The 24,658-nt window shown below is 67.1% G+C and carries 23 protein-coding genes; 7 read left to right on the top strand and 16 right to left on the bottom strand.

Annotation, left to right across the window (positions count from 1 at the left end):
• Nucleotides 1-2: 2 nt before the first annotated feature.
• Both G6N35_RS26355 and G6N35_RS26350 read right to left on the bottom strand, forming a co-directional pair.
• Nucleotides 3-1,541: an aldehyde dehydrogenase family protein gene (locus G6N35_RS26355; RefSeq protein ID WP_163807286.1), complete on the bottom strand. Its 1,539-nt coding sequence runs from the start codon at nt 1,539-1,541 to the stop codon at nt 3-5.
• A gap of 55 nt (nt 1,542-1,596) precedes the next feature.
• A complete protein-coding gene (locus G6N35_RS26350; protein WP_163807285.1) occupies nt 1,597-2,358 on the bottom strand; it encodes an SOS response-associated peptidase in 762 nt (253 codons plus the stop codon).
• Between the two features lie 44 nt (nt 2,359-2,402).
• Between G6N35_RS26350 and aroA the strand changes: the two genes are divergently transcribed.
• From aroA to G6N35_RS26335, 3 genes are read left to right on the top strand one after another with little or no spacing between them, the layout of a single operon-like run.
• Nucleotides 2,403-3,692: a 3-phosphoshikimate 1-carboxyvinyltransferase gene (aroA, locus tag G6N35_RS26345; protein WP_163807284.1), complete on the top strand. Its 1,290-nt coding sequence runs from the start codon at nt 2,403-2,405 to the stop codon at nt 3,690-3,692.
• Nucleotides 3,689-4,678, top strand: a complete 990-nt coding sequence (rsgA, locus tag G6N35_RS26340; protein WP_163807283.1) for a ribosome small subunit-dependent GTPase A — start codon at nt 3,689-3,691, stop codon at nt 4,676-4,678. Before aroA ends, rsgA begins: the two co-directional genes overlap by 4 nt.
• A gap of 43 nt (nt 4,679-4,721) precedes the next feature.
• Nucleotides 4,722-5,579 (top strand): aldo/keto reductase, encoded by an 858-nt coding sequence (locus G6N35_RS26335; protein WP_163807282.1) that lies wholly within the window; start codon nt 4,722-4,724, stop codon nt 5,577-5,579.
• Nucleotides 5,580-5,616: 37 nt separating this feature from the next.
• Here the strand turns inward: G6N35_RS26335 and G6N35_RS26330 are convergent, their stop codons facing one another.
• The 7 genes from G6N35_RS26330 to G6N35_RS26300 all read right to left on the bottom strand — a co-directional run bounded on the left by G6N35_RS26330 (nt 5,617) and on the right by G6N35_RS26300 (nt 12,839).
• On the bottom strand, nt 5,617-6,348 hold the full coding sequence (locus tag G6N35_RS26330) for an HAD family hydrolase (RefSeq protein WP_163807281.1): 732 nt from the start codon (nt 6,346-6,348) through the stop codon (nt 5,617-5,619).
• Nucleotides 6,349-6,352: 4 nt separating this feature from the next.
• On the bottom strand, nt 6,353-7,309 hold the full coding sequence (locus G6N35_RS26325; protein WP_163807280.1) for a phosphotransferase family protein: 957 nt from the start codon (nt 7,307-7,309) through the stop codon (nt 6,353-6,355).
• Nucleotides 7,310-7,471: 162 nt separating this feature from the next.
• Nucleotides 7,472-8,722: a fatty acid desaturase family protein gene (locus G6N35_RS26320; RefSeq protein WP_163807279.1), complete on the bottom strand. Its 1,251-nt coding sequence runs from the start codon at nt 8,720-8,722 to the stop codon at nt 7,472-7,474.
• A 69-nt stretch (nt 8,723-8,791) separates the two neighbouring features.
• Nucleotides 8,792-9,934: a ferredoxin reductase gene (locus tag G6N35_RS26315; RefSeq protein WP_163807278.1), complete on the bottom strand. Its 1,143-nt coding sequence runs from the start codon at nt 9,932-9,934 to the stop codon at nt 8,792-8,794.
• A gap of 59 nt (nt 9,935-9,993) precedes the next feature.
• Nucleotides 9,994-10,503 carry a DUF6912 family protein gene (locus G6N35_RS26310; RefSeq protein WP_163807277.1) on the bottom strand — a complete coding sequence of 170 codons (510 nt, stop codon included), beginning with the start codon at nt 10,501-10,503 and terminating at the stop codon, nt 9,994-9,996.
• Nucleotides 10,504-10,512: 9 nt separating this feature from the next.
• Nucleotides 10,513-11,382, bottom strand: coding sequence for a polyphosphate kinase 2 (gene ppk2, locus G6N35_RS26305; RefSeq protein ID WP_163807276.1), 870 nt, complete (start codon nt 11,380-11,382; stop codon nt 10,513-10,515).
• A gap of 47 nt (nt 11,383-11,429) precedes the next feature.
• A complete protein-coding gene (locus G6N35_RS26300; protein WP_163807275.1) occupies nt 11,430-12,839 on the bottom strand; it encodes a WS/DGAT/MGAT family O-acyltransferase in 1,410 nt (469 codons plus the stop codon).
• Nucleotides 12,840-13,078: 239 nt separating this feature from the next.
• Here G6N35_RS26300 and G6N35_RS26295 point away from each other — a divergent pair, with 239 nt between their 5' ends.
• The gene (locus G6N35_RS26295; RefSeq protein WP_163807274.1) at nt 13,079-13,537 is read left to right on the top strand and encodes an Rv3235 family protein; all 459 of its coding nucleotides are present in this window, start codon (nt 13,079-13,081) and stop codon (nt 13,535-13,537) included.
• Between the two features lie 5 nt (nt 13,538-13,542).
• Here the strand turns inward: G6N35_RS26295 and G6N35_RS26290 are convergent, their stop codons facing one another.
• Nucleotides 13,543-14,628 (bottom strand): sensor histidine kinase, encoded by a 1,086-nt coding sequence (locus G6N35_RS26290; RefSeq protein WP_163807273.1) that lies wholly within the window; start codon nt 14,626-14,628, stop codon nt 13,543-13,545.
• A 17-nt stretch (nt 14,629-14,645) separates the two neighbouring features.
• Nucleotides 14,646-15,296: a response regulator gene (locus G6N35_RS26285; protein WP_163807272.1), complete on the bottom strand. Its 651-nt coding sequence runs from the start codon at nt 15,294-15,296 to the stop codon at nt 14,646-14,648.
• Nucleotides 15,297-15,562: 266 nt separating this feature from the next.
• Between G6N35_RS26285 and G6N35_RS26280 the strand changes: the two genes are divergently transcribed.
• From G6N35_RS26280 to G6N35_RS26270, 3 genes are all read left to right on the top strand, one after another.
• Nucleotides 15,563-16,876 (top strand): alpha/beta hydrolase, encoded by a 1,314-nt coding sequence (locus G6N35_RS26280; protein WP_163807271.1) that lies wholly within the window; start codon nt 15,563-15,565, stop codon nt 16,874-16,876.
• A gap of 54 nt (nt 16,877-16,930) precedes the next feature.
• The gene (locus tag G6N35_RS26275; RefSeq protein ID WP_163807270.1) at nt 16,931-18,694 is read left to right on the top strand and encodes an ABC transporter ATP-binding protein; all 1,764 of its coding nucleotides are present in this window, start codon (nt 16,931-16,933) and stop codon (nt 18,692-18,694) included.
• Between the two features lie 117 nt (nt 18,695-18,811).
• Nucleotides 18,812-19,450: a porin MspA gene (locus tag G6N35_RS26270; protein WP_163807269.1), complete on the top strand. Its 639-nt coding sequence runs from the start codon at nt 18,812-18,814 to the stop codon at nt 19,448-19,450.
• A gap of 28 nt (nt 19,451-19,478) precedes the next feature.
• Here the strand turns inward: G6N35_RS26270 and secA are convergent, their stop codons facing one another.
• The 5 genes from secA to G6N35_RS26250 all read right to left on the bottom strand — a co-directional run bounded on the left by secA (nt 19,479) and on the right by G6N35_RS26250 (nt 24,574).
• Nucleotides 19,479-22,274, bottom strand: coding sequence for a preprotein translocase subunit SecA (secA, locus tag G6N35_RS26265; protein ID WP_163807268.1), 2,796 nt, complete (start codon nt 22,272-22,274; stop codon nt 19,479-19,481).
• An 87-nt stretch (nt 22,275-22,361) separates the two neighbouring features.
• The gene (gene hpf, locus G6N35_RS26260; RefSeq protein WP_163807267.1) at nt 22,362-23,036 is read right to left on the bottom strand and encodes a ribosome hibernation-promoting factor, HPF/YfiA family; all 675 of its coding nucleotides are present in this window, start codon (nt 23,034-23,036) and stop codon (nt 22,362-22,364) included.
• Between the two features lie 292 nt (nt 23,037-23,328).
• Nucleotides 23,329-23,958 (bottom strand): ComF family protein, encoded by a 630-nt coding sequence (locus G6N35_RS26255; RefSeq protein ID WP_163807266.1) that lies wholly within the window; start codon nt 23,956-23,958, stop codon nt 23,329-23,331.
• 46 nt (nt 23,959-24,004) lie between these two features.
• Nucleotides 24,005-24,172 carry a hypothetical protein gene (locus tag G6N35_RS27000; protein WP_170313151.1) on the bottom strand — a complete coding sequence of 56 codons (168 nt, stop codon included), beginning with the start codon at nt 24,170-24,172 and terminating at the stop codon, nt 24,005-24,007.
• 147 nt (nt 24,173-24,319) lie between these two features.
• On the bottom strand, nt 24,320-24,574 hold the full coding sequence (locus G6N35_RS26250) for a YrhB domain-containing protein (protein ID WP_163807265.1): 255 nt from the start codon (nt 24,572-24,574) through the stop codon (nt 24,320-24,322).
• Nucleotides 24,575-24,658 lie beyond the last annotated feature (84 nt).

The raw sequence follows: 24,658 nt of genomic DNA, 5'->3' as shown, positions 1-24,658 counted from the left end.
CCCTAGTTCTTGGGCCGCAGCCCGACGCGCCGCACACCACGGCCGGCCATGGCCCGCATGGCTGCCAATGCCAGCTTGCCCTGACGCCTCGACGACGAGTACCACATCAACTCGGACTTCTGGGTGGGCAGCTTGGGCGCCGTGATGGCCTGCTGGCGGCAGAACTTGATCAGGCCGTTGGCGCCGCCGGAGCGGTAGCCGATGCCGGATTCTTTCCAGCCGCCCATCGGCAGCGGCGGGCAGAACACGTTGGTCAGTGCGTCGTTGATGTTGACCGCGCCGCACTCCAGACGGCGGGCCAGCCGCTCCCCGCGCTCGATATCGCCGGTCCAGACGCTGGCCGACAACCCGTACACCGAGTCATTGGCCAACCGGACGGCTTCGTTCTCGTCGGCGACCTTGACCACCGGCAGGGTGGGTCCGAACGTCTCCTCGGCGATGCAGCTCATGGTCGGGGTGACGTCGGCGAGCACCGTCGGCTGGAAGAAGGTGCCCACACCGGTGGGCTTGCCGCCGGCCAGCACCCGGGCCCCGTCGGCGACCGCTTCCCGGACGTGCCGGTCGACGATGTCGCGCTGGGCGGGGGTGGCCATCGCCCCGGTGTCGTACTTCAACCCGGTGGACTCCTGGCCCTGCCGGATCGAGCGGACGTTGTCGGTCAGCTTGGCTACGAACTCGTCGTAGACCGGTGCCTCCACGTAGACCCGCTCCACCGAGATGCACACCTGACCGGAGTTGAACATCCCGCCCCAGGCGATGCCGTTGGCGGCCCGCTCGATATCCGCGTCGGCCAGCACGATCGCCGGATCCTTGCCACCGAGCTCAAGGCTGAACGGCTTGAGCTGCTGGGCGCAGGCGACCGCGACCTTGCGGCCGGTGGCCGTCGAGCCGGTGAAGTGGACGTAGTCGGCGTTCTCGATGACGGCGGCGCCGGTGTCGCCATAGCCGGTGGCCAGGCCGAGGATCGGCGGTGCACCGACCTCGTTCCAGCCGCGGACGAACTCGACGGCCGACAGCGGCGTCACCTCAGAGGGTTTGAGCAAGACGGCGGCGCCGGCGGCCAGCGCAGGCACCACATCCAGGGCCAGCATCGCCAGCGGGAAGTTCCACGGCTCGATGATGCCGACCAGCGGATAGGGCCGGTAGACCGTGGTGAGCTTCTTGACCTTGAAGAGCAGGCTGTGCGGCTTGGGGTGGCGGTCGGAGAGGAACTCCTCGGCATTGCCCGCCCAGTATTTGATGGAGTCGGCCAGCGCCACCGGCTCGAGTGAGGCGTCGCTGCGGGACTTGCCGGTCTCCGACATCAGCACCTCGACCAGGTGCTCGGAGTTGTCCAGGATCCAGTCCTGCCACTTGTTCATCCAGACCTTGCGGCCTCGGGGCCCGATCTCCTCCCACTCCGGCTGGAACAACCGCAGCTCGCGGGCCTTGGCCGCGACGGCCTCGGCACCCTCGATCGGGACGGTGCCGGCGACCCGGCCGTCGGCCGGGTTGTGAACGGTGATGGTGGCCTGGTCGGACTTGGGCTGGACCGCGGTCATGGCCGCTCCTCTCGGTGGGCGGAAGGTGCCTGTGAGACTAGCCGCCCCCGCCCGCCTAGAACAGTCCAACCGGTTGGTTGTCTGGCTCGGTGGGCTCGATGAGTTCCGGACCGTTGTTGCGCACATTGTTGACCAGCGTCGACACCTCCCGCACCGCGATCCCGCCGATATCGGGCGGGGCCGCCAACAGGTCAACCGCGGCAGGTGTGTCGGGATTCAGCCAGCGATCCCAGTCTCGTTCGTCGAGGACCAGCGGCATCCGGTCATGGATCTCGGCAAGCTGGCCGACGGCGTCGGTGGTGATGATCGTGCACGTGAGCAGCGGACTGCCGTCCTTGTCCGGCCGCCACACCGACCACAACCCCGCCATGAACAACGGCTCGCCGTCGGCTCGGTACATGAAGTACGGCGTCTTACGAGCCTTCTTCCCGGCCGGGGTGTCCGGATTCGGCTTCCACTCGTAGTAGCCGTCCATGGGCACCAGACAGCGCTTGCTCTTGGCCGATGCCCGAAAGGCGGGTGAGGTGGTCACCTTCTCAGCGCGGGCGTTGATCAACATCGGGCCCTTGGCCTCCGGTGTGCCGTCGGCGGTGGCCTTCACCCACGGCGGCACCAAGCCCCAGCGCATCAGGCGCACCCGGCGCGTGGGAGTGTCCTCGGGCTCGTCATGCCGGCTCACCACCGTCGCGATGGTGGCCGTGGGCGCGACGTTGTAGTTGGCTCCCCGGCTCTCCCCTGCCGCCGTGGCTTCGTCGATGGCCTGAATCTTCGCGGCCAGCAGGGCCGGGTCGGTGGTCACCGCGAATCGTCCGCACATGGCTCCATGGTTACCCACCGGTGCGACAAGGCAGGATGTAGCCCGTGAGCACCGAACTGTGGACGGCACCGAGCACACCGGATCCCGTGCATGCCACCGTCACGGTGCCGGGCTCCAAGTCACAGACCAACCGCACCCTGATCCTGGCCGCGCTGGCCGCCGCCCAGGGTCAGGGCAGCTCCACCATCAGCGGGGCGCTGCGCAGCCGCGATACCGATCTGATGATCGCCGCGTTGCAGACGCTGGGCCTGTCGGTCGACGGCGACGGCACCGAGCTGACGGTGGGCGCAACCCTGGACCCCGGCGCGCACGCGCGCATCGACTGCGGCCTGGCCGGCACGGTGCTGCGGTTCGTGCCGCCGCTGGCGGCGCTGAGCTCGGCGGCGGTCGAATTCGACGGTGACGACCAGGCCAGGGCCAGGCCAATCGCTCCCCTGCTCGACGGTCTGCGCGGCCTCGGCGTGGACATCGAGGGCACCGGGCTGCCGTTCCTGGTGCGCGGCCACGGCGGGGTGCGCGGCGGCACCGTGCACATCGACGCCTCGGCTTCTTCGCAGTTCGTCTCCGGGCTGCTGCTGTCGGGCGCCTCGTTCCGGATCGGCCTGACGCTGGTGCACACCGGCCCCTCGTTGCCCTCAGCACCGCATATCGCGATGACGGTGGCCATGCTGCGCGAGGCCGGCGTCGAGGTGGACGACACCCAGGCCAACCAGTGGCAGATCGCGCCCGGTGCGGTGGCGGCGCGACACTGGGATGTCGAGCCGGACCTGTCGAATTCGGTACCGTTCCTGGCCGCCGCGGTGGCCACCGGCGGCACGGTGCGCATCACCGGTTGGCCCCGCGCCAGTGTGCAGCCCGCCGACACCATTGTCTCGATCCTGAAATTGATGGGATCGGCTGTGCAGCAGACAGATTCATACCTCGAGGTACGCGGGGCGGACGGCGGCTACCCCGGCTTCGACGTGGACCTGAACGATGTCGGTGAACTCGCCCCGTCCGTGGCGGCACTGGCCGCACTGGCGCAGCCGGGGTCGGTGTCGCGGCTGACCGGCATCGCGCACCTGCGCGGCCACGAGACCGACCGGCTGGCCGCGCTGAGCACCGAGATCAACGGCCTCGGCGGGGACTGCGCCGAGACCGAGGATGGTCTGGTGATCACCGCCCGCCCCCTGCACGGCGGCATCTGGCGGTCCTATGCCGACCATCGGATGGCGACGGCCGGTGCCATCGTGGGACTGCGTTCCCCCGGTGTCGAGGTCGAGGACATCGCGACCACTGGCAAGACGCTGCCCGACTTCCCGCGGATGTGGGCCGAGATGCTGGGGCGCGATTGAGACGACACGAGTACGACGAGTCCGACGTCAAGATCAGGTCGGGCCGTGGCTCGCGTCCCCGCACCAAGACCCGCCCGGAACACGCCGACGCGGTCTCGGCCATGGTGGTGACCGTCGACCGAGGCCGTTGGGGCTGTGTTCTCGACGGCGACCCGGACCGCCCGGTCACCGCGATGCGGGCTCGCGAACTGGGCCGCACCCCGATCGTGGTCGGTGATCGAGTCGACGTCGTCGGCGACCTGTCCGGACGTGCCGACACCCTGGCCCGCATCGTGCGTCGTGCCGAACGGGCAACGGTGTTGCGCCGCACCGCCGATGACACCGATCCCACCGAACGGGTCGTGGTGGCCAACGCCGACCAGTTGCTGATCGTGGTGGCGCTGTCGGATCCGCCGCCGCGCACGGGACTGGTGGACCGGGCGCTGATCGCCGCCTACGTCGGTGGACTGCGACCGATCCTGTGCCTGACCAAGAGCGACCTGGCTCCGGCCGAACCGTTCGCCGACCAGTTCGCCGACCTGGACCTCACCGTGATCACCGCCGGCCGGGACGACCCACTCGACCTGGTGCTGCCCCTGCTGGCCGGCCAGCTGACCGTCCTGCTGGGCCATTCCGGGGTCGGCAAGTCCACCTTGGTGAATCGCCTTGTCCCGCAGGCAGATCGGGCCACCGGCGAGGTGTCGGGAGTCGGGAAGGGCAAGCACACGTCGACCCAGTCGGTGGCCCTGCCACTCCCCGGCGGCGGCTGGGTGGTCGACACCCCCGGGATCCGGTCGTTCGGCCTGGCCCACGTCGAACCCGATGACGTCCTGGCGGCGTTTTCCGATCTGGCTGATGCGATCGGCGACTGCCCACGCGGCTGCGGCCATCTGGGGCCGCCCGCGGACCCGGAATGCGCGCTGGACGGGCTGACCGGTCCGCAGGCCCGACGGGTCGCGGCGGCCCGACGGCTGCTGAACGCCCTGAGCGAAGCGGCCGCGTACTGACTAGCGTTGTTTGATATCGGCGACAGAGAGGCACACCGCAGTCATGACCGTAAGCTCCCAGGTTCCTCAGCTCACCCTCAACGACGGCACGACGATCCCCCAGTTCGGGTTCGGGGTGTTCCAGATCCCGCCCGACCAGACCGCGGCAGCCGTCCGCACGGCACTGGAGATCGGCTACCGCCACATCGACACCGCCGAGATGTACCAGAACGAGAAGGGGGTCGGGCAGGGCGTCCGCGACGCCGGGATCGACCGCTCCGAGGTGTACATCACCAGCAAGCTCAACAACAGCTTCCACAAGCCCGATGACGCGCGGCGCGCCTTCGACGCGACGATCTCCGCACTCGGTTTCGACTACGTCGACCTGTTCCTCATCCACTGGCCGCTGCCGACGCTCTACGACGGTGACTTCGTCTCGACATGGAAGACGTTGGAGGAGTTCAAGAAAGACGGCCGCGCTCGCAGCATCGGGGTGTCCAACTTCCAGATCCCCCACCTCGAGCAGCTGGCCCGCGACACCGAGACCGTGCCCGCGGTGAACCAGATCGAGGTGCACCCGTACTTCACCAACGACGCGGTGCGCGCCTACGGCATCGAGCACACCATCCTCACCGAGGCGTGGTCACCCATCGCCCAGGGCGCTGTCCTGGACGACCCGATCGTCGGGCAGATCGCGCAGAAGATCGGCAAGTCCCCGGCGCAGGTGGTGCTGCGCTGGCACATCGAGCGCGGTGACATCGTGTTCCCCAAGTCGGTCAGCACCGAGCGCATCCGGGAGAACATCGACATCTTCGACTTCGAGCTGAGCGACGACCAGATCGACGAGCTGACCGCACTGGACAAGGGTGAGGCCGGCCGTCGCGGGCCCAACCCGGACACCTTCGACTGGATTCCCAAGTAACCGTCGGTTGGGTGTGCACCGAGGGCGGCAGCCGGACCTACAGCCCGACCAGTCCGAGCAGATCGCGGAAGTCGGTGATGCGGTGGTCCGGACGGCAGCCGTGGTGTTCCTTGGTCCCCTGATCGGAGTCGTACATGACGGTGCGCAGGCCGGCCTCTTGGGCGCCGAAGATGTCGCGATGCATGTCATTGCCCACATAGAGCGTCTTGTCGGCCGGCACGCCCATACCGTCGAGGGCGAACTGGAACAGCCGCCGGTCGGGCTTGCGGAACCCGTGGTCACCGGAGACCACGATGGGGTGGAAGAACTCGGTGAGCCCCACCTTGTGCAATTCACCCCGCGCGTAGCTGCTCTGGCCGTCACTGACGACCGCCAGCGGGAAATGCTCGCGCAGCACCCGCAGCGTGGAGCGCACATGCGGGTAGAGCTTGAGCTTGCGCCGGCTGACACCGCGATAGATCTCGGCCAGGGTGAGCGGCAGTTCTGCGAGGCGCTGCGGCGGGAGCCGGCGGGTGTAGTCGCTGGCGAAATCCTCGACGATCGAGCGCCAGATGCCGGGCCCGTCGAACTCCGGATGAGCCTCGGGGCTGTTGCGCTGCTGAGCCTTGAGCCGATCGAAGTACAGCTCACTCAGGTGGTGGCGGCGTAGGTCGATGCCCTGGTAGGTCAGGTAGTGGCCGACCGCCCGGAAGGCGTCCTGGGAGTGGTCGTCGGTGCGGATCTCGATCAACGTGCCATTGACATCGAACGCGATAGCGGCGAGATCCATACCGCTACGGTGCCTGCAGCAGCAGCTTGGCCTTGCGCACCAGCCGCGCGCCGTATTCCGGCGAGATGTAGTCGTTGCGCGCGATCCGCAGCAGGTTGAGCGCCATGTAGTACGGCAGCCGAGCCGTGATGGAGGCGAACGCGCTGCCGCGGTCCGGGAAGTGGCAGCTGTACTCCCACAGGAAGTGCCCGAGGAACGGCTCGGCCCGCTTGCGCGAACCCGTCGCGAGCATGAACGCATGCTGCAGTTCGCCGGCCACCCGTCCGACGTCGAACATCCGGTCTCCGCGCTTCATCCGCTCCAAGTCGATCGCGGCGACGTCCAGGCCATGGCCGAAGAGGAAATTCGCCGGGGTGGCGTCGCCGTGCAGCCACACCTGGCGGTCCTGCCACATCGCCGGACGTTCCCGCCAGAGTCCTTGCAGCCACAGTAGTTCGTCGACATCCCACCCTCCGATGCGATGGTGACGTGCCAACCGGTCGACGATCTGGCCGAAGTAGGCGCAGTCGACGTCAAAGTCCACCGACTTTCCGTTGGCGGTCCGATTGTGCAGTGTGGCAAGGAAATACGCGAGAGCCTTGAGCCGCCAGTAGAGGTGCGCATGGTCGTTGTCCCGGATCGAGCGCTCGATCGCCTGGCTGAACTGCTCACCGGAGTAGAACTCCAGCGCGATCACGCCGTTGATATCGGGGGCCACCGCAAGCGGACGGATCACGTGGTGCGGTGAGCCGACCAGGTCGTAACCGCGCAGCCGCTGCAGACTGTCATACTCGCGAAAAGCCATGCCCGCGGCCTTGTCCCGATCCCAGCCATACCGCGGTCCGTAGAACTTGCAGATCACCCGGGCCCGAGTGTGCTTCTCCTCGTACCCATACACCTCGTTGCTGCCGCGCAGCCGGAACGCCCGGAACGCCGGCGACGACGTGTGGACGCCAAGATGTTCGCGGACGATTCCGCTCAAGAACCCGTGCAGCCGGTCGTCACGCTTGACGTAGCCGACATATGACCCGATAACGTCGCCTCCCGATGCCAGACAGCGAGAGGCTGAGTTCGCCCGTCAGTCACCAACTGTTCATCAGCGTAGTGGCGAACGGTCATCTTCGCGCGGCGAGCGACACCCGCACTAGGCGGACCGGGACCGCCGCCACTCGCGCACCGCGCTGATCGCGGTCTTCAGGCCACGCTTACGGCCGGTCTGCGGATCGACTCCGGCATACCCGGGCTCCAGTTCAGCGAACATGCGCTCGCTGCGGGTCTCCGGTGCGTCATCGGCGGTGTCGCGCAGAAACCGGTCCGGCAGTGACAGTTTCGCGATGGTGCGCCAGGACTTGCCGTACTGGACCAGGAACGGCCCGCTGGTGTAGGGCAGGTCGTACTTCTCGCACAGTTGACGTACCCGCACCGAGATCTCGGCGAGCCGGTTGCTCGGCAGGTCCGGGTACAGGTGGTGCTCGATCTGGTAGGACAGGTTGCCGCTCATGAAGTCCATCACCGGGCCGCCGTCGATGTTGGCGCTACCCAGCATCTGGCGCAGGTACCACTGGCCCTTGCTCTCGCCCACCATGTCGGTCTTGGTGAATTTCTCTGCGCCGTCAGGAAAGTGGCCGCAGAAGATGATGGCGTTGGCCCACACGTTGCGAATAACGTTGGCGATCGCGTTGGCGGTCGCCGTCGAGCGGAAAGTGGCCCGCGGGGACAGCGACGTGATGGCCGGGAATGCCACGTAGTCCTTGAACAACTGGGCGGCGGCCTTGACGCCGAATTCCCGCATCCGCACCAGGGTGGCGTCACGGTTGTCGCGGCCCTTGAAGATCTTGCCGAGCTCCAGGTGCTGCAGCCCCACACCCCACTCGAAACCGATGGCCAGCAGGGTGTTGAACAGCAGGTTGCCGTACAAGTTGAACGGCTTCCACTTCTGGTCACGGGTGACCCGGATGACGCCGTAGCCGATGTCATCGTCCATGCCCAAGATGTTGGTGTACTTGTGGTGCATGAAGTTGTGGGTGAAGCGCCAATGCTTGGACACCCCGTTCATGTCCCACTCCCAGGTCGAGGAGTGGATCTCGGGATCGTTCATCCAGTCCCACTGGCCGTGCATGACGTTGTGGCCGATCTCCATGTTCTCGATGATCTTGGCCACGCCCAGCGTCACCGTCCCCGCCCACCAGGCCGAGCGCTTCGCGCTCGCGGCGAGCATGAGCCGTCCCGCGATCTCCAGACCACGCTGAGCCGCGATCGTGCGGCGGATGTAGCGCGCGTCGCGCTCACCGAGGGAATCCTCGATGTCCTGACGGATGGTGTCGAGTTCAACGGCGAGGCTCTCGATGTCGGCTTCGGTCAGATGCGCGAAGACATCGACGTCGGTGATTGCCATGGTGGTGCCTCCCTTCAGCTTCCTACGCTACCGTAACCTACGTACCCGTAGGTTACTAGTCAGTAAACCTTATACGTCGACTGCACAGTCGCCCGAGGGCGAGGACACACAGGTCTGAATCCGGGTCCCGGGCTCGTGCTCGACACCAGTCCGCAGGTCGCGGACGTGCCCGTCGACCAGGCTCACCACACACGACTGGCAGATCCCCATCCGGCAGCCGAACGGCATCCGGACACCGATCTGCTCGCCGGCTTCCATCAGCGATGTCGCGGCGTCGACGGTCGCGGTCTTGCCGCTGCGTTCGAAGGTCACCGTGCCGCCCTGGCCGTGGCCGGCCGCACGGGAAGCCGCGAACCTCTCCAGATGCAGCCGGTCGGCCAGCCCCACCCCCGCCCAGAGCGCATGGGCGTCGTCGAGCATGCCCTCCGGGCCACACGCCCAGGTCTGACGTTCGCGCCAGTCCGGCACAAACTCGTCGAGGCGCTGCAGATCAAGCCGGCCCTCGGTGCGGGTGGTGCGCACGGTCAGTCGGTAGGCATCGTGCTCGCGCGCCAACCGGTCGAGCTCGGATGCGAACATGACGTCGGATTGCGTTGGGGCCGAATGGATATGCACGATGTCGCCGATCTGACCCCGGCGGTCCAGGGTGCGCAGCATGGACATCACCGGCGTGATCCCCGAGCCGCCGGTCAGGAACAACACCTGGGCGGGTGCGGGGTTCGGGAGCACGAAATTGCCCTGCGGGGCGGCCAACCGCACGATCGTGCCGGGCTGCACGCCACCGACGAGATGGCTGGACAAGAAACCCTCGGGCATCGCCTTGACGGTGATCGAGATCGTCCGGCTGGGACCGGCGGCCACCGGACTCGACGTCAGCGAGTAGGACCGCCACCGCCACCGGCCCTCGACCAGCAGGCCGATTCCGATGTACTGGCCCGGTTCGTAGTCGAAGGCGAATCCCCAGCCGGGCTTGATCACCAGCGTCGCCGAATCCTCGGTCTCCCGCCGGACATCGACCACGCGGCCCCGCATCTCACGGGCCGACCACAGCGGGTTGGCCAGCTGTAGGTAGTCGTCGGGTAGCAGCGGTGTAGTGATGCGTCCGACCAGCGCACGGACCGCGTCGAGCGCCGGCCGTTTGCCCGCTCCCGCGATCTGCGGTCGCACCGTGTCGGCCACGTGGGCTTTGAGTTTGACGTCGTTCTTGGCCATATCTGCTCCTGCCGTGTCTAACCTACGGTACCGTAACTTACGGTTCCGTATCCACGACTTCACAGCAGCTCGAGCAGGAACGGCAGCTCTTGGGTGGCGTACCAGGCCAAGTCGTGGTCCTGGGCGTCCCCGACAGTCAACTCGGCGTCCTCGTCACCGAGGTCGGCATCGTCGATGACGGCGATCGCCGCCGCCACGGCACCCTCGGCAGCGACATTGTCGACGTAGGCGGCCACCACCCGGTCCAGACCGACCCGGCCGTCGATGCGGACGACGGCGTCGTCGAGATCGGGGCGCGCCGTCACCGCGGCGTCCGGCGCATCGGCCACCAGCACTGCACGGCGCAGCGGCAGCCCGGAGCCGGCGTCGGATTCAGACGCCAGCAACCGCAACGAGGCCAGCGCCGCCTCGCCGAGAGCAACCTCGGCGAGCTCCTCGTCGTCGCCTTCTGCATAGGACTCGCGCAGCGTCGGTGTCACGGCGAACGCCGTGCCGGACAGCGGCTGCATGGACCCGTCGACGACCAACCGTTGGAGCATGGCCAAGGTGGCCGGGATGTACACCCGCATTGACGCAGATTAGCTGCCGCTCTCCGGGTCTCCCATGAGGGTGGACACGTAGTCGGGCACGTACGTCGACAACTCGCGTGGTGGCCGGTAGTAGCTGCCGCTGATCACCGGGCGCTGCGGCAGGTCCACCTTGGGCAGCTCGACCTCGGTGTAGTCGATGGTGGACAGCAGGTGGGCCATCATGTTCAGCCGCGCGTGCTTCTTGATGTCGGACTCCACCACGAACCACGGGCTGTTGGGAGTATCGGTATGGACCATCATCTGATCCTTGGCCCGCGAGTAGTCCTCCCAGCGGTAGACCGACTCGAGGTCCATCGGGGAAAGTTTCCATTGCCGCACAGGGTCATTGCGCCGTGACTGGAACCGGCGTAGCTGCTCGTCGTCGGATACCGAGAACCAGTATTTGCGAAGGATGATCCCGTCGTCGATGAGCATCTGCTCGAAGATCGGCGTCTGCCGAAGGAACAGCGAATGTTCTTGCGGCGTACAGAATCCCATCACCTTCTCCACGCCGGCGCGGTTGTACCAGGACCGGTCGAACAGGACGATCTCGCCCTTGGCGGGCAGGTGCTGGATATAGCGTTGGTAGTACCACTGGCCGCGCTCCCGTTCGGTGGGGGCGGGCAAGGCCTCGATCCGCACGATCCGGGGGCTGAGGTACTCGGTGATCCGCTTGATGGTGCCGCCCTTGCCTGCGGCGTCGCGGCCCTCGAAGATCACCACGATGCGCGCGCCGGTGTGCCGCACCCACTCCTGCAGTTTCACGAACTCGGTTTGCAGCCTGAACAACTCGGCTTCATAGGCCTCATTGGGAAGCTTGCGAGCCTTCTTCTTCTGTTTGCCCTTCGGTGCCGAACCGTTGGTCTCGACGTCACCCATCGCCGCATCGTAGTACGTTCACAGGCGATCGCGCTGACCTCGCGGAATTACTGGGCGGCTTCGAGAAGTTCCTCGAGCGATTCGGCCAGCAGGGCCGGGAACACGCCGACGTCGCTCATCGCCTCGCGGTCGGCGTTGATGCCGAAGTAGAGCATGCCGCAGTAGGACGTCACGCCGATGGCCAGCACCTGGTTGTGCAGCAGCGGCGGGACGGCGTAGGTCTCCAGCAGCTTCGTGCCCGCCAGGTACATCTGCGACTGCGGCCCCGGCACATTGGTGATCAGCAGGTTGAATTGCCGGGCGGAGAACTGGGTGGCCACCCGGGTGCCCATTGCGTGCAACGTCGGCGGCGCGAAGCCCGAGAGTGTGACGATGGTCCGGGCATCCACCAGGCTTGCCGCCGCCGAGTGCGATTCGGTGGCGTGCGCGATCTGCGACAGCCGCACCACCGGATTGCCTTCCCCCACTGGCAGATCCACCAGGAACGGGGCGACCTGGCTGATCGCCTGCCCGGGCCCGGAAGCCGCCAGGTCGGCTTCGGGGTAAACCGACGTCGGCGCCATCGCACGCACCGTGGACGTGGTGGTCACCGGCTCCCCCCGGGAGAGCAGCCAGTTCCGCAGCGCGCCGGCGACCACCGCGAGCACCACGTCGTTGACATCGCAGTCGTAGCGAGATCGCACCTTGCGGTAGTCGGCCAGTGATCCGCTGGCCACGGTGAAGCGGCGATTACGCGAGACCGTGGTGTTCAGCGGGCTCTCCGGTGCGGTGCCCCGCGCCACGGTGCGGGCCACCTCGGTCAGCCGGCGCGCCAGATCGGCCAGCTCGGCGCTGCTGGTGGCGACGTCGGTGATCGCGGTACGGGCCGCCTCGAGCTGCTGGCCGGGCCGGGCCAGCCAGTCCCCGACCGCGCCGAGCAGCAGTTGACGGCCGCTCGGTTCACGCCCCGGAATCCAGATGTCCTCACCGAACGTCGGCGGCCGCTGGGTGCGGTCGGCGATGACGTGTCCGATCTCCAGGGCTGTCAGGCCGTTGACCAGGGCCTGATGCGATTTGGTGTAGATGGCCAGCCGGTTCTTGGCCAGGCCTTCGATCAGGTACATCTCCCACAGTGGGCGGGAGCGGTCCAGGGGCCGGGAGCCCAGCCGGGCGATCAGCTCGTGGAGCTGGGCGTCGCTGCCCGGTGAGGGCAGCGCCGATCGGCGCACGTGATAGGTGATGTCGAAGTCGGGGTCGTCGACCCAGACCGGGCGGGCCAGTCCGAGGGTGACTTCACGGACCTTCTGCCGGTAGCGCGGAATCTGCGGGAGCCGACGTTCGATGGTCTCCAACAGGGTGTCGTAGCTCAGTCCGGCCCGCGGCTTGCGCACGATGGACAGCGAGCCGACGTACATCGGCGTCGCGGTGTTCTCCAGGTGGTAGAACGACGCATCCGATGCTGACAACCGAGTCACCATCGTTGCGCTATTCCCCTCGTCGACGACAACCACTCACCGGGTCCTACCCGCCGAGCAACCATTCCCGGGTCGCTCCGCTCCTGCCCGCCGAGCAGAATCCGTCTCGACACGGTAACCGCCGCCGGGCCCCGCCCGCACCCCAGGTGAATACGCGAGAACGGCGACTGTGCCATCATGGCCCGAACGGCCCGCTCCTCTCCAGCGGCCGGTCCCACATCGACCGATCACCGGAGAGTGCCATGCCCAGCGTCGTTCCCGTCGTCGACTACGAACCCCCCGCATCCGATGTCGGACTGGCTCCGGTCTGCTTGTCCCGCAACCGAACACCCGAATCGCCACCACGCCCGCAGCCCGCGCCGGACAACGCCGAGTTGCGGGCCGCCGCAATGTTCGCCGACGCAGCGCTGCGACGGGTCCTGGAGGTAATCGACCGGCGTCGTCCGCTCAGCCAACTACGCCCGCTGCTGGCCGGCGGACTGGTCGACTCACTGCTGCCTGCGGTGGTACGCCACGAACGGCGCTCCCCCGCCCGGCTACGCAGAGTGCGGGTTCAGCAGATCGGAGCCGACGGCACCGCCGCCGAGGTGTCGGCGACCTACACTCGCGACGAGCGGGTCCACGCGATCGCCGCCCGGGTGCAGCAAGTCCCGACACCGACCGGCCCACGCTGGCAGGTGGTCGCACTGCACATCGGCTGACGGGCTCAGCTGTGGATCGGCAGCGTCATCGACAAGCGGTAGCCGCCATCGCTGCAGCTACCGGCGGACAACCCGCCACCCAACAGCTCGGCACGCTCGCGCAGGCCGAGCAGTCCGTGTTGGGAACTGGGCAGTTGCTCGGGCGCCCGGGTGGGCTTGGTGTTGGTCAGCGACAGGTCCACCTGGCTCGGGTCGATGCGCAACGTCAGTGTCGCGCTGGCCCCTGGCGCATGCTTGGCGATGTTGGTCAGGCCTTCCTGCACCGCGCGATAGACAGCGCGCTGGACCGGCGCCGGGGGTGCGCTGCCGAGACGGTCGACGGTGTCGATCCTGGTCGGAACCCGCGATGACGCCACCAGGGCCGCGATGTCGTCGAGCCCCGGCTGAGGCGTGAGGTCCACCCCCGGCTCCCCCGAGGGCCGCAGCACCCCGACCATTTCCCGTAACTCGTCGAGGGTGCGCACGCTCAGCATCCGGATCGTGCGCGCTGCCTCTATGGAGGCTTGATCGGGAGCCGTGACCTGCAGCGCGCCGGCCTGCACGGCAATGAGACTCACCTGATGGGACACCACATCGTGCATCTCGCGGGCAAGTGCGGCCCGTTCGCCGGCCAGCGCCCGCTCGACCACCAACTCCTCCTCGTGCCGGCGAACCCGCTCCACCTCAGCCAGCTTCTCGGACAGCTCGGACCGCGCGGTGATCAACATCCCCAGCCAGATCGGCGCGGTGGAGAAGATGACGGCGTACACCAGGTTCAACAGGGTGTCGACACCTGAATAGGACTGATCCCACAACGCGGTGTAACAGACGAAGAACGCCGCGCAGCCCACGGCGATGCCGACCTTGGACGGGCGGCGCTCACCGATGGTGTAGAGCGCGATCATCGCCGCGATCACCGCGGAGTCGGTTGCGACCGCGGGCAGCGCGAGCGCCAGCGCGAGATAGGGCGCCCGGCGACGGATCACCAGGCTGGACACGGCAATGCCGGCCAACACCCAGTGCCGGACGGGCTCGTCGGGCAGGCAGGACCCCACGGCGTCGCCGATGGCCAGTGCGAACAGCCCCACTTCGGAGAGCACCCGCCGTGTCACGGGAGCCAGCGGGATCCTCAACACGGCTCGTCGAGCAGTCGTGCGCGCTGGGCGATGATGGCCGCCTCGACCCGGGACTTGACGCCCAGTTTGGACAGGATCGAACTGACTTGGTCCTTCACCGTTCCCACACTCGAATACAAAGACGACGCGATCTCACCATTGGACCGGCCCCGCGCCAGGAGTCGCAACACCTGCCCCTCTCGCTCGGAGAGTCCGCCGATGATCTGGACGGCGGCTTCGTCCGGTCGGTCACCGAGGTAGCCGGCGATCACCTTGGGGCTGATCTTGTCCGAAAGCACCAACCCGCCGGCGGCAAGACTGCGCACCAGATGCGGGAGTTGCTCCGGGTCGGTGTCCTTGAGCAGGAAACCCGACGCCCCCAGCCGCAAGGCGGTGGCGATGTACTCGTCGGCGTCGAAGGTGGTCAGCACCGCCACGGTCGGCGTCGACGGCAACTGTTGCAGCTCGGCGAGCACCCCGAGGCCGTCCTTGCCCGGCATCCGGATATCAAGCAGGACGACATCGGGCTGGTGCTCGGTGATGACCCGGACGGCATGGATCCCGTCGCAGGTGGCAGTCACCTCGATGTCGTCGATGGCGGACAGGATCAACTCGAATCCGGACCGGATCAGCGCCTCGTCATCGACGATGACGACTTTCAACACCCGACTTCTCCCGTCTACCTGCCCAACCTGCCAGGGTCACCTGTTCGAGCTTATTGTCCGGCACCCTCCCAGCGAGACCAGGCGGCCAACTCCAGTCACCTGGCCGTTGACTACCAGCCGATCGTCCGGGCCGCGCGCCGACTACCAGGCGAGTGACTGGCCGATCTGGCCGGTCGGTGGATGGGCGCGCGGTCGGCCGCCACCGATCATCGACAGATACGGGTGGGCAGCAGCCCCATGCCGAGCGACGCGGGAGACGAGTACACATGCTGGACTGGCCGTTGTTATCCGGCCCGCTTCCCCGGCTGCTGCAGATCGGGGCCATCGTGGCCGCCACCTGGCTCCTCGTGCGGATGCTGTCCGGCAGCGCACGCCCGCTGACCAAGACGTTGGCGGGCGCCACCTACCTGACCGTCGCGGCCGCCGTGACACTCGCCGGTGACGAGTTGGCGCGCAACGTGTGGCAGTTGTTCCCGGATCGCATTCCCGCGGCCGTCCTGCTGTGGGCCGGCGCGGGCGTCTTCACGCTGTGCCTGGCCGCCTCGCTTGCCGTATCCGCCGAACGCTGGCCGGTCCGATCGGGATTGGTCGTGACGACCGTCGTCGTGTTGGCCGCCTGCGCCAATCAGATCAACGCCGTATTCGGCGCCTACCCAACGGCCCGCGATGCACTGGGGATCGCCCGCCCCGACGACATGGCCCTGCCCACACTGCGAACGCTGGCTTTGACGGGTCCCACACCGGGCCCGCTGGAACGGAACTGGACTCCGCCGGCCAGCCTCCCCGCACGGGGAAAGCTGACGTCCGCCGAAATCCCGGGCACCACATCACATTTCGTCGCCCGAAAGGCCAAGATCTATCTGCCACCAGCCTACTTCGGCGACATCCCGCCACGGCTGCCCGTGCTGGTGCTGCTCACCGGACAGCCGGGGACACCACAGGACTGGATAGGCGCGGGCAAGCTGATGCACATCATGGACGACTTCGCTGCCGCGCATCGCGGACTGGCGCCGATCGTGGTGGTGCCAGACCCGACGGGTGGGCCGTTCAACGACCCGCTCTGCCTGAATTCCGCGCTGGGTAACGTCGACACCTACCTGTCGGTCGACGTCCCGGCCTGGATCAAATCCCACCTCAGCGTCGACCCGCGACCCGTGGCGTGGGCGGTCGCCGGCGCCTCCTACGGCGGCACCTGCGCCCTGCAGCTCGGTACCAACCACGCCGAGGTGTACCCCACCATCATCGATATCGCGGGATCAGCCGAACCGACGCTCGGTGATCGGCGCGCCACCGTGACCGCCGCCTTCGGCGGTGACGACGCAGCGTTCCGTCGGGTAAATCCGTTGGATCTGCTGAAGTTTCGTCGCTACCCTGACAGCGCGGCGGCCATCGTGGTCGGCGATGCCGACCACGACACCCGCCCCGACGCAGCTCGGGTCCACGACGCCACCGCGGCCGCAGGGATGCAGAGTCACCTCACCGAACTCCCGGGCGCCCATGACTGGCGCGTCTTCTCGGCGGGGCTGGCCGCGGAGCTTCCCTGGCTGGCACGACGTGTCAATCTCATCAGCTCGACGTAAGCCCCGGTGGGCCATCGCAGCGCTGATGCCCGCATCGAAAAGGAGTCCGTCCCCATGCCCGACACCCCTACCGCGGTGACCCGCCGCGGGTCGGGAGCCGCGCGCCTGCGGCTGCTCTGGTCGTTCGCATCCCCGCATCGCCGCGCGCTGGCCGGCGGTGCGGTGCTGGGCCTGATCGGCTCGGCGGCGGGTCTGGCCACCCCGATGATCACCAAGGCGGTGCTGGACAGCATGGGCGATCACGCCTCGCTCATCATTCCGGTCGCCGCCCTGGTCGCCCTTCTGGTTCTCAGCGCCTCGGTTCGCTGCTGGCAGCGGATCCTGCTCGGTTCGATCGGCGAACGAATCGTGCTCGACGCACGGGCCACGATGGTGGACCGCATGCTGCGCGCCACCGTCCAGGCGGTCACCAAACGCCCGGTCGGCGAACTGGTCACCCGGGTCACCTCGGACTCCGTTCTGCTGCACGAAGCGGCTTCCACCAGCGTGATCGGACTCATCAACGGAGTGATCATGCTGATCGGCACCCTGGTGCTGATGGCGGTGCTGGACCTGCCGTTACTGGCGGCGACCCTCGGCGCGATCGCGGTGGTGTCGGTGCTCTTCGGAGTCCTCATGCCCGGCGTCGCCGACGAGCGGCAGACCGCCCAACACCACCTGGGCCGAGTGGGCGGCGCGCTGGAAGCGACGTTGCGCGCCATCCGCACGGTCAAGGCCAGCCGCGCCGAACGCCGCCAAGCCGACCAGATCATCGAATCTGCCAGGGCCGCAAATGAACACAACATCCGCGCAGTGCGCCGAGAAGCGATCGCCGAGACGATCGCATGGGCGGGAGTTGATCTGTCCATCATCATGATCCTGACGGTGGGCGCATGGCGGGTGAGCAACGGGGCGATGGAGCTGTCCAGCCTGGTCGCCTTCCTGCTGTACGCCTTCGGGCTGATGGATCCGGTGACCGAACTGTCGACCAACATGACGACCCTGCAGACCGGGGTGGCCGCCGCCGGCCGCATCCGTGAGGTCGAGCAGCTCGAGGCGGAATCGGATGTGGTGTCGGACACCCGCACCTCGGGCGGGACGCCCGCCCAACCACCCGCTCTCGAACTCCGTTGTGTCACAGCTGGTTACGACGGACTCGCGCCGACCGTTCACGACCTGAACCTCACCGTTCCGGCGCACGGGCATGTCGCGATCGTCGGCCCGTCCGGGGCCGGAAAGACGACGGTGTTGTCTCTCATCATGCGATTCCTCGAGCCCGAACGCGGGGAACTGTTCTTCGGCGGCCAGCCCTACTCGGCGGCCAGCCATGACCAGATCCGGCGTCGACTGTCGTTCGTGGAGCAGGAGACGCCCATCCTGCCGGGCACCATTCGGGACAACCTGCTCTACAGTGCCGGAGCGGCCACCGAGCATCAGTTGCGCCGCGTGCTCGACGAGGTCCGCCTGGCCGACGACATCGCCGGGTTCGAACACGGATTGGACACCGACTTGAGCTCCTCGACGATCTCGACCGGACAGCGCCAACGCATCGCGCTGGCCCGGGCCATCATCGAGCCCTCCGAGGTGCTGGTACTCGACGAGGCCACCGCACACGTCGACGGCCTCAGCGAGGCGGCGATCCACGACTGCATTCGGCTGCGGGCACGCGTGCAGGCTGTCGTCACCGTCGCACATCGCCTGTCGACGGTGGTCGATGCCGACACGATCGTGGTGATGCAGGACGGCCGCATTCGGGCACAGGGCACACACACCGAGCTGCTGGCAACCGACGGCCTCTACCGCAATCTGGTCAGCGCCATGCACATCCCGAACCAGTAACGCCACCGCAGTTCAGCCACTCGGCGGCCAACTGCGGCCTGTCGGCGGATATCGGCCTCACGCGCGACCCATCAGGCTGGGTGGGTCCGTGGTTGGCCGCTATCCGTCGAGGTGGGTATGAAGATCCTGGGTTCTCTGTTGACACTCGTGGCATCGGTGGCCGCCGGACTGACCTGTGCCGCCGGTGTCTCCCATGCGGGCCTGGACAACCAGTACAGCATCGTCGACGGCAAGGGCCGGACGTTGACCATCGAACAGCTGGACACCTTCCTCAACGGTGTTGCGCCACTGGACCGAAACCGGTTGACCCGCGAGTGGTTCCACTCGGGCAAGGCCTCGTACACCGTGACCGGCGACGGCGCCGACCAATTCACCGGCACCATGCAGCTCGGGTACCAGGTCGGCTTCCCGTGGTCGCTGGGGGTTGGCATCAACTTCAAGTACACGACGCCCAATGTGCTGCTCGACAAGGCATCGATCGCGCCCCAGAACTTCAATCCGCTGGGGTCGGTGATCACGCCCAATCTGCTTCCGGGCGTATCGATCGCGGCCAACTTGGGCAACGGCCCCGGAATCCAGGAAGTCAACACCTTCACCGTTGACGTCCGGGGCGCCGAAGGCTCTGTCGCGGTATCGAATGCGCATGGCACCGTCACCGGCGCAGCCGGCGGCCTACTGCTGCGCCCGTTCGCCCGCCTGCTCTCCAAGGCCGGGGACAGCGTCACCACCTATGGCGAACCGTGGAACATGAACTGAACGCCCCGATGGGGCGTTCAGTTCATCCTTAGCCCCGTCGCAGGGTCTTGGAGTCCTTGGCACGTTGCCGAGCCGCTTCGCGGCGCTCCTTGCGGGTGCCGCCGGTCGCCGCAGCGTGCTTACCACCGCCGTTGCGCTTGATCTCCGCCGAGCCGTCCTCAGCCGGACCCGTGTAGGTGAGCTGACGTGAGTCCTCGTCGTCAATCCCTTTGGCGCGCAAGGCCGGTGCCGCGTGACGCCCGTCGGCCTCCGGCTCGGCGGCGCCCAGGTTGGCCAGCCCCTCGGGGACCTGGACCGGGGCCACTGACGGCGCCTGGGGCACGGCCTCGACCTGGACGTTGAACAGGAAGCCCACCGACTCCTCTTTGAGGCCCTCGAGCATGCCGACGAACATGTCGTAGCCCTCACGCTGGTATTCGACCAGCGGATCGCGCTGGGCCATCGCGCGCAGGCCGATGCCCTCCTTGAGGTAGTCCATCTCGTAGAGGTGCTCGCGCCACTTGCGGTCGATCACGTTGAGCAACACGTTGCGCTCGAGTTGGCGCATCGCGCCTTCTCCGGCGAGGGCCTCGATCTCGGCTTCGCGCGCGGCATAAGCCTTTTCGGCGTCCTCGATGAGGGCGTCGAGCAGCTCCTCACGGGTGAGCTCCCCCGGCTCGCCGATGGCGTCAGAGTCGATCAGGTCATGATGGTCGATGCCCACCGGGTAGAGCTGCTTGAGGGCGGCCCACAGCTGTTCGAGGTCCCAGTCCTCCGAGTAGCCCTCGGCGGTGGCGCCGTCGACGTAGGCGGTGACCACGTCGACGAGCATGTCGTGAGCCTGCTGCTGCAGGTTCTCGCCCTCCAGGATCCGGCGGCGCTCCTCGTAGATGACCTTGCGCTGCTGGTTCATCACCTCGTCGTACTTGAGGACGTTCTTGCGGATCTCGAAGTTCTGCTGCTCGACCTGGGTCTGTGCGCTCTTGATGGCGCGGGTGACCATCTTGGCCTCGATCGGCACGTCGTCGGGCAGGTTGAGCCGGGTCAGCAGCGACTCCAGCGTGGCGCCGTTGAAGCGCCGCATGAGCTCGTCGCCGAGCGACAGGTAGAACCGGGACTCACCGGGGTCACCCTGGCGGCCCGAGCGGCCGCGCAGCTGGTTGTCGATACGGCGGGACTCGTGCCGCTCGGTGCCCAGCACGTAGAGGCCACCGGCCTCGATAACGGACTCGGCTTCCTCGGCCGCCTCGGCCTTGACCTTGGGCAGCTCCTCGTGCCAAGCGGCCTCGTACTCGTCCGGGGTCTCGACCGGGTCCAGGCCGCGGTCACGCAGCCGCTTGTCGAGGAGGAAGTCGACGTTGCCGCCGAGCACGATGTCGGTACCGCGGCCGGCCATGTTGGTGGCCACCGTGATCGCGCCGCGACGGCCGGCTTCGGCGATGATCGCCGCTTCCTGCTCGTGGTACTTCGCGTTGAGGACGTTGTGCGGAACGCGCCGCTTCTGGAACTGGCGCGACAGGTACTCGGAGCGCTCGACGCTGGTGGTGCCGATCAGGACCGGCTGGCCCTTCTCGTAGCGCTCCACGACGTCGTCGACGACGGCGATGTACTTGGCTTCCTCGGTCTTGTAGATGAGGTCGGTCTGATCCTTGCGGACCATCGAGCGGTTGGTCGGGATCTGAACCACACCGAGCTTGTAGATCTCGTGCAGCTCGGCAGCCTCGGTCTCGGCCGTACCGGTCATCCCGGAGAGCTTGTCGTAGAGGCGGAAGTAGTTCTGCAGGGTGATCGTGGCCAGCGTCTGGTTCTCGGCCTTGATCTCGACGCGCTCCTTGGCCTCGATGGCCTGGTGCATGCCCTCGTTGTAGCGGCGGCCCATCAGCACGCGGCCGGTGAACTCGTCGACGATGAGGACCTCGCCGTTGCGGACGATGTAGTCCTTGTCGAGCTGGAAGAGCTCCTTGGCCTTCAGCGCATTGTTGAGGTAGCTGACCAGGGGCGAGTTGGCGGCCTCGTAGAGGTTGTCGATGCCGAGCTGGTCTTCGACGAACTCCACGCCCAGCTCGTGCACGCCGATGGTGCGCTTGCGGATGTCGACCTCGTAGTGGGTGTCCTTCTCCATGAGCGGGACGATCCGGGCGAACTCGGTGTACCAGTGCGAAGCGCCGTCGGCCGGGCCGGAGATGATCAGCGGGGTCCGGGCCTCGTCGATCAGGATGGAGTCGACCTCGTCGACGATGGCGTAGTTGTGGCCGCGCTGCACCAGGTCGTCGAGCGAGTGCGCCATGTTGTCGCGCAGGTAATCGAAGCCGAACTCGTTGTTGGTGCCGTAGGTGATGTCCGCGGCGTAGGCCGCGCGCCGCTCGTCGGGCGTCATCTGGGCCAGGATCACGCCCACGTCCAGGCCCAGGAAGCGGTGCACCCGGCCCATCCACTCGCTGTCGCGCTTGGCCAGGTAGTCGTTGACCGTGACGACGTGGACGCCCTCACCGGAGATCGCATTGAGGTAGGCGGGCAGCACACAGGTCAGGGTCTTGCCCTCACCGGTCTTCATCTCGGCGACGTTGCCGAAGTGCAGGGCTGCACCGCCCATGATCTGGACGTCGAAGTGCCGTTGGGACAACACCCGCCACGCGGCCTCACGGGCCACGGCGAAAGCCTCGGGCAGCAGCTCATCGAGGCTTTCGCCGCCGGCATAGCGCTTCTTGAACTCGTCGGTCTTGGACCGAAGCTCGGCGTCGGAGAGCTTCTCTACGTCGTCGGACAAGGTGTTGACATAGTCAGCCACCCCCTTGAGGCGCTTGACCATGCGACCTTCACCAAGGCGCAGTAACTTCGACAGCACAGTATGTTCCCTCGTGGATTGGAGGCGTGAGCGCCCTCCATCCTAGGTGAAGCGCTGTTGGGTCCCCGTCAGCCTGGACCGGGCGGCCTACGCGAGCCGGATCAACCCGTAGTCATAGGCGTGCCGACGGTAGACGACCGAAGGGCGGTCGCTCTCCTTGTCGTGGAACAAGAAGAAGTCGTGCCCGACGAGCTCCATCTCGTAGAGCGCGTCGTCGACGGTCATCGGCGTGGCCGGGTGGTCCTTGGTGCGCACGATGCGGCCGGGCTCGTGGTCGTCGACCGCGATCTCCTCGACGGCGGCGGCACTGTCGGCCTTCGGCGTGAACGCGGCGGACGCGTCGATGACGGCGGTGGCCTCGTGCAGCGAGACGGGGGTCTTGTCGCCGTAGTGCACCTTGCGCCGGTCCTTGCTACGGCGCAGCCGGTTCTCGAGCTTGTGGACGGCCGCCTCGAAGGCTCCGTAGAAGCTCTCGGCGCAGGCTTCGCCACGGACGACGGGGCCGCGTCCGCGCGCGGTGATCTCGACATGCTGACAGTTCTTGCGTTGGCGGCGGTTGCGCTCGTGCTCGAGCTCGACATCGAAGCGGTAGATGGAGCGATCGAACCGCTCGAGGCGGGCGAGCTTGGCGGCGACGTACACGCGGTAGTGGTCGGGAACCTCGACGTTGCGGCCCGTCACCTGGACGTCGGCGCGGGGTCCTGCTTCGGAGGTTTCGTCGGTGTCGGTCAGCTGATCTTCATTCACGGATTGGATTGACATGCTTCACAACTCGTTTCTGTTACGGGTTGCACGCAGCGAGCGTGCCCGGCCTGTCATCGATGACTGCGCCGGACAGGAGAATGACGAAATCTCGCCCGCCGGCGCCAGAGGTCGAAGAAATCACCTCCTACCGTTGCGGCGAAGTGGCGGGCCGACTGCTCGGCCGCCCCGTGATGTGTTCACGGTGTGTTGGCCCCGACGGTAGTCCGTGTTCACTGGGTGGTGCCACCTTTTGACGCACCTGTTTTCAGTTCTTAGGACCTTCGTTACAAGGACCAAGGACATTGGAAGGTCAGGCGTGCGCGAGGGTGAGCACAGCCGTCACGTGCGCCCCGGCGGCCTGCAGGGTGCGCACGGCTTCCCGGGCGGTCGCTCCCGTGGTGATGATGTCGTCGATCAGCACGACGGGTCCGGCGACAGGACGGGTGAGGCGGACGCGGCCGCGCAAGTTGTCTTCGCGCGCGGCGCTGCTGAGTCCGACCGAATCGCGGACGAGGGCCTTGGTCCGCAGGGCGCTCAGGACGGTGATGCCCGGGTGGTTGCGGGTGGCGACGTTGGCGATCTGGGCGACCGGGTCACCGCCGCGCCGGCGGGCCGCTGAGGCACGGGTGGGTGCGGGGACGACGGTGATCGGGGTGTCGAGAACGCCCCAGCCGATCAGGTGGTGAAGGCCGACGGCGACGGCGCGCGCCAGCGGCGCGGTCAGGTCACGGCGGCCGTGTTCCTTGAGCGCGACGATGGCTTGGCGGCGGGCGCCGGCATAGCGACCAAGGGCGAAGACGGGCACCTCGGGATCGACGCGCGGGGTGACCAGATGCGGCTCGTCGGGCTTGACCTGCAGGGCCGCGGCGCAGCCGTCACACCAGCTGGTCGACGGTGCGCCGCAACCGCCGCACTCCAGCGGCAGGACCAGGTCGAGCATGGTCGCCAGTGTGCCGCCGGGGTGCGACAGATCTGGTGCGACAGATTTACAGTCCGGCCGAGCGCCGCTCAACGTCGGCGGCAGCGCCGATCCACACGGCGTAGGCGGCGGAGGTGGCGATCTGGTCCACCATCTCGTCGTTGCCGCCGAGTTCGCGCACCTGGTCGCCGATCGCGTAACGAATCATGTCCACCGATGTCATCAACGGGCTCATGTTGACCTCCTCGTCGTCCCGTATACGGACACGGTAGGCCGAGAAATTTAGCTTAGCTAGGTGATTCGCTGCGAGGTTGAGAGAGGGTGTGACGGGGGTCACATTTGGGGAAGCGAAACCTGACAAGTGCCGCCGCTGCGTTGTCGATCAGCCTCCTGGCTGTTCGAATCGAACGCTAGTGCCGTCCCTCGCCACTCTCACTGGCAGGTTCCCGGCCAGAGCCTCGGAAATCTCACCGCGCACAACAAAAGCTTCTGAGTCATAGGGGAAATACCAAGCTTCGGGCGTCTCGACAACTAACTGATCGAGTATCACAAGCGAACCCAGCCCTTGCTCGGATGCCATTTCTTCGATTGCCGCCAGCGCTTTCAAATGCGCGTCACGAAAGTCAATTGCCGTCATCGATACCTCATAAAGTACAAGCTAGAAGCTCAGTGCTGACGTGTTCGGCGTTTGACCAGCAACGTGACCGCTTCCAAGAGCGCG

The organism is Mycolicibacterium anyangense, assembly GCF_010731855.1.
Taxonomy (GTDB): domain Bacteria; phylum Actinomycetota; class Actinomycetes; order Mycobacteriales; family Mycobacteriaceae; genus Mycobacterium; species Mycobacterium anyangense.
Note: the sequence above shows the minus strand (reverse complement) of the source record. Positions and strands in the feature narration are given on the sequence as shown.